The sequence below is a fragment of the Streptomyces sp. NPDC060209 genome (assembly GCF_042728155.1).
Taxonomy (GTDB): Bacteria; Actinomycetota; Actinomycetes; order Streptomycetales; family Streptomycetaceae; genus Streptomyces.
On the sequence record NZ_JBHWZS010000497.1, the window covers coordinates 1 to 3,551 of the forward strand.

General features: G+C 65.5%; 5 protein-coding genes and 1 pseudogene. 2 read left to right on the top strand and 4 right to left on the bottom strand.

The window, feature by feature from the left end; genetic code table 11:
* Nucleotides 1–636: LysE family translocator (locus ACFWFI_RS41705; RefSeq protein ID WP_387401023.1), on the bottom strand; the 636-nt coding region annotated here is incomplete at its 3' end.
* A gap of 72 nt (nt 637–708) precedes the next feature.
* Complete coding sequence (locus ACFWFI_RS41710; protein ID WP_387401025.1) at nt 709–1,158, bottom strand: hypothetical protein; 450 nt, start codon at nt 1,156–1,158, stop codon at nt 709–711.
* 211 nt (nt 1,159–1,369) lie between these two features.
* On the opposite strand from ACFWFI_RS41710, the gene ACFWFI_RS41715 reads away from it, so the two are divergent.
* Together ACFWFI_RS41715 and ACFWFI_RS41720 are read left to right on the top strand one after the other, a co-directional pair.
* Nucleotides 1,370–1,705 (top strand): cupin domain-containing protein, encoded by a 336-nt coding sequence (locus ACFWFI_RS41715; protein ID WP_387401027.1) that lies wholly within the window; start codon nt 1,370–1,372, stop codon nt 1,703–1,705.
* A gap of 10 nt (nt 1,706–1,715) precedes the next feature.
* Nucleotides 1,716–2,144, top strand: coding sequence for a hypothetical protein (locus tag ACFWFI_RS41720; RefSeq protein ID WP_387401029.1), 429 nt, complete (start codon nt 1,716–1,718; stop codon nt 2,142–2,144).
* Here ACFWFI_RS41720 and ACFWFI_RS41725 read toward each other — a convergent pair.
* Together ACFWFI_RS41725 and istB are read right to left on the bottom strand one after the other, a co-directional pair.
* A complete protein-coding gene (locus ACFWFI_RS41725; protein WP_387401031.1) occupies nt 2,141–2,773 on the bottom strand; it encodes an SMI1/KNR4 family protein in 633 nt (210 codons plus the stop codon). The two genes, ACFWFI_RS41720 and ACFWFI_RS41725, sit on opposite strands and share 4 nt — an antisense overlap.
* A gap of 64 nt (nt 2,774–2,837) precedes the next feature.
* Nucleotides 2,838–3,488: pseudogene (istB, locus tag ACFWFI_RS41730) on the bottom strand (IS21-like element helper ATPase IstB); the annotation flags it as partial.
* Nucleotides 3,489–3,551: the final 63 nt, after the last annotated feature.

A 3,551-nucleotide genomic window follows, 5' to 3' on the forward strand; every position in this document is an offset into this window, starting at 1 on the left:
GAGGCCGATGGCGATGAACAACCAGCCGGTCGTCAGCTCCCAGCGCCGGCGGACTGTCGGACGGGAGAGCAACGTCCGAAGACGCACGGCGACGGCGACGAGGGCGAACCAGTAGACAATGCCGATGAGAACGTCCAGGACACCGAGGACGAAGATCTGCCGGGCCGTGGAGCCACCGTCGTCGACGAACTGCGGAAGGATGCTGAGGAAGAACAGCGCCGCCTTCGGGTTGAGCACGTTGGTGAGGAAGCCCTGAGTGAAGCCGGAGCGCCACCGGCCTCGGGCAGGACCGTCCTCTGCCGAGTCCTCCGGCGCAGAGCCGTCCTCTGGACTGACGGTCGCCTCCCGGCCGGCCCGTCGCGCGGCCAGCACTGCCCGAACTCCCAGATAGACCAGGTAGGCCGCACCGAGCAGCTTGATGGCGTTGTAGACCATGGGTGAGCGGGCGGCGATCACCGACAGCCCGACGACGGCAGCGAGCATGTGCAAGCACAGCCCGGCCTGAGCACCCAGCGCCGCGGCACGCCCCTTCGACGGATGTTCGGTCGCCGACCTGACCACCACGAGAAAGTCAGGTCCGGGTACTACGTACGCCACCATCACCACGCCGAGGAAGCCGAGGAGGTCGACCGACATCCGCTCTCCGTTCGTTGACCCCGTGGCCGGTTCGCTGGGGCGGGGGCCCCATCACACCGACTGCCCGAGCGACTACACCTGCTCCTGGTACACCTTGATCTCGACGGGCCTGAGTGTGCGGATCGTTGTCCAGACTGCTCGCTCGCTCACCCCCTCGGCCCACTCGTCGAGATCGTCTCCGCCGTCGTGGAAGAACCACGAGTCGAAGCTTCCCAGAGCCTGCAAGGCGGGCGCGAGTCCGTATCGAAGCTCGCAGTGGACCTGCACGTAGTGGTCGTGATCGCCGTCGCTGTCGACGACCTCGAACTGTCGGGCAAGGTCCAGCGTGAACGTCGGAGGACCGTCAAACGAGTAGGTCCCGTACTGGACCAGAAGGCCATCAGCATCGGGTGTGTCCGGAACGTCGAACAGCCGTTTACCGAAACAGAGAAAGGCAAGCCAGGCCTCTGCCGCGTCCAGGTCGGCAAGCGCCCGCCGCCCGAGCCCCAGTTCGCCCTCAAGCAGTCCCACGGCCTCGTCCATCGACGGCCTCCGAGTCATGCCCGCCTCCTCGTCCGCCGCAGCACGGCTCAGCGCACTCAACCCGGCGAACCTTCCCCTCCTCGTATCCGTCGCCCTGCGTCCCCCGTAGGCGAGTCAGCGACTACCCCCGCCGAAACGGCTCACACGCCCATAAAGCCTGTAACAGAATCACGGGTGTTGCGCTCCCCGCACCCAGCGTTAGGGTCCCGCCATGGAGATCATCAAGGGCGCAGGCGCGTGGACGCACCCCGGCGATGCGGGCAATGACTGGATCGAGCAGCTGCGGACGTCGGATCTGTCGGTGGGAACGTACTGCATCCCGGTCGGCGGGCGTGATGCCCAGAGCCCGCACACCGAAGATGAGATCTATGTCGTCACAGCCGGACGCGCCAAGATCGAGACACCAGGCCGAACGGACGAGGTGAGTCCCGGGACGGTGATCTTCGTGCCGGCCGGTGAAGAGCATCGATTCACAGAAGTGGCCGAAGACCTGGTGCTGCTCGTGGTCTTCGGGCCTGCGTACGGCTCGCGCTCGCCCAAGTCTTAGCGATCAGGAGGTGGCTCTCGTCAGACGCCGCCAGCAGATCAGGCTGCAGGCCAACGAACAAGAAGGCATCGTGGAGTTCGACGCGTCGTTCCCGACGCACGGCGAGGCGTTTGAACTGATGGAGCAGGGCGAAGGTCTCCTCGACGACGTAGCGGAGCTTGCCCAGGCCCTTGATGTTCGGAGCGCCCTGGCGGCAGAACGGTTGTCGATGCGTTCTGAGAACGATGACGGTTCAGGCGCCTTGGGAATATTCGTGAGAAGTAGGAACGCTCGGTGGTTCGCGAAGCGTGTTGCAGAACGCTCGCAAAGATCACGCAGGAGCCCAGCCGCAAGAACGAACCAGGGTGAGCGGCAGCAAAAAGCAGGGCATAGCGAATCGCTCGCGAGCGCAGATCATGGCCGGAATCGACCCCTGATCTTCTTCTGCAACACGCTTTAGGGCAGCCCGACTGGGGCGGCCCTCAGCGGGTGACCGTTCAGCTCGAAGCAACCCTCTTCGTCCCACCACATGACACCTTCCGCAGTGAGGTAGGGGTGCAGTCCGCGGACGTCTCCGCCTTCATGCAGTGCTTGCGCGACTGCGTGGAGAAGGCTCGCCAGGTCAGGCCAGGAATCGATGAAGTCGCCGCCACCGCTGTGGCCTGCCCAGCCGAGACGCCGGGCCTCTGGGCCAGGACGCAGGTCGATCACCTGCGTCGCGCCATCGGCACTCTCAGCCCAGGGAACCCAGAGCGGGTGCCACCAAGGCTCGTCTTCCCAGGGGCGAGCGGTCAGGCCCTCGTTCTCCGCCGCGACGGTCATGCAGGTCTGCCAATGTTCCACGATGCCGCCCACTGCAAGCGGGGACTGCTCCGGCAGGATGGATGTCCAGGTGCTCACACCGTTGTGGCATTGCAGAGACTCAGCGAGATCACCGGGCATCGACGTGCCGAGGATCCGTTCCGCGTGCCGGATCTCGTCCGATGTCGCCGGTGGATTGAGGAGCGTGAAATCGGCGGCCACGTGCGTCTCCAGCCAGGCGTCGATCAGGCGCCAGGACTCCGACGGGGGCAAGATCTTCCGTGCCATGGCGCCATCCTGCCCCACACGTCTGACAAGCGGATCGAGGCCCCTGCCGGCCGATGAGGCAGGTTCAGCCAGCTGCCTGCTGTTCGGCGCGGGCGCGGTGGTGGCGAGCCTGCAGGAGTCGGTGCCGGTCTCGATGATGTTGCCGCCGAAGGTGAGTCGGTCGACGATGGCCGCGCAAGACGCGGGTCGGTGATCGTCTTTGTCCAGCCAGAGAAGGATTCGTTCGAGGCGATCGCCACCCTGTTCTTTTCCTCCCGCTCGGTCAGAACGTGGAAGAGAGGTTCGGCGCCGCGGCGGTCGAGTTCCATGTAACCGCGCTCGTCGATGCAGAAAAGATCGACCCGGCCGTAGCGGGCGATGGCCTTGGTCAACTGCTTCTCGTCGGCGGCTTCGACGAGCTCCTTGACCGGCTTCGTCGCCAACACGTACTTGGCTCGGTAGCCGGCCATCGCGGCCTCGATGCCAGCGCGATCAGCAGGTGGGACTTGCCGGTGCCCGAATCGCCGATCAGGCAGAGGGGCAGGCCCTTCTTGATCCATTCACACGTAGCGAGGGTGTGGATCACGGCCGTGTCGATGTTCGGGTTGGCATCGAAGTCGAACTTGCGAAGTGCCTTGTCAGGGGGGAACCCGGCGGCCTTGATCCGCCGTTCGGAACGTCGGCGGGCCCGGTCATCGCACTCGGCCAGCAGGAGCTCGGCGAGGAAGCCGAGGTAGCACCTGAGCCAATACGAGGTGCCCGTTCGCGGCCGCCTTGCACCGACCCCGCCGTCCGTAAC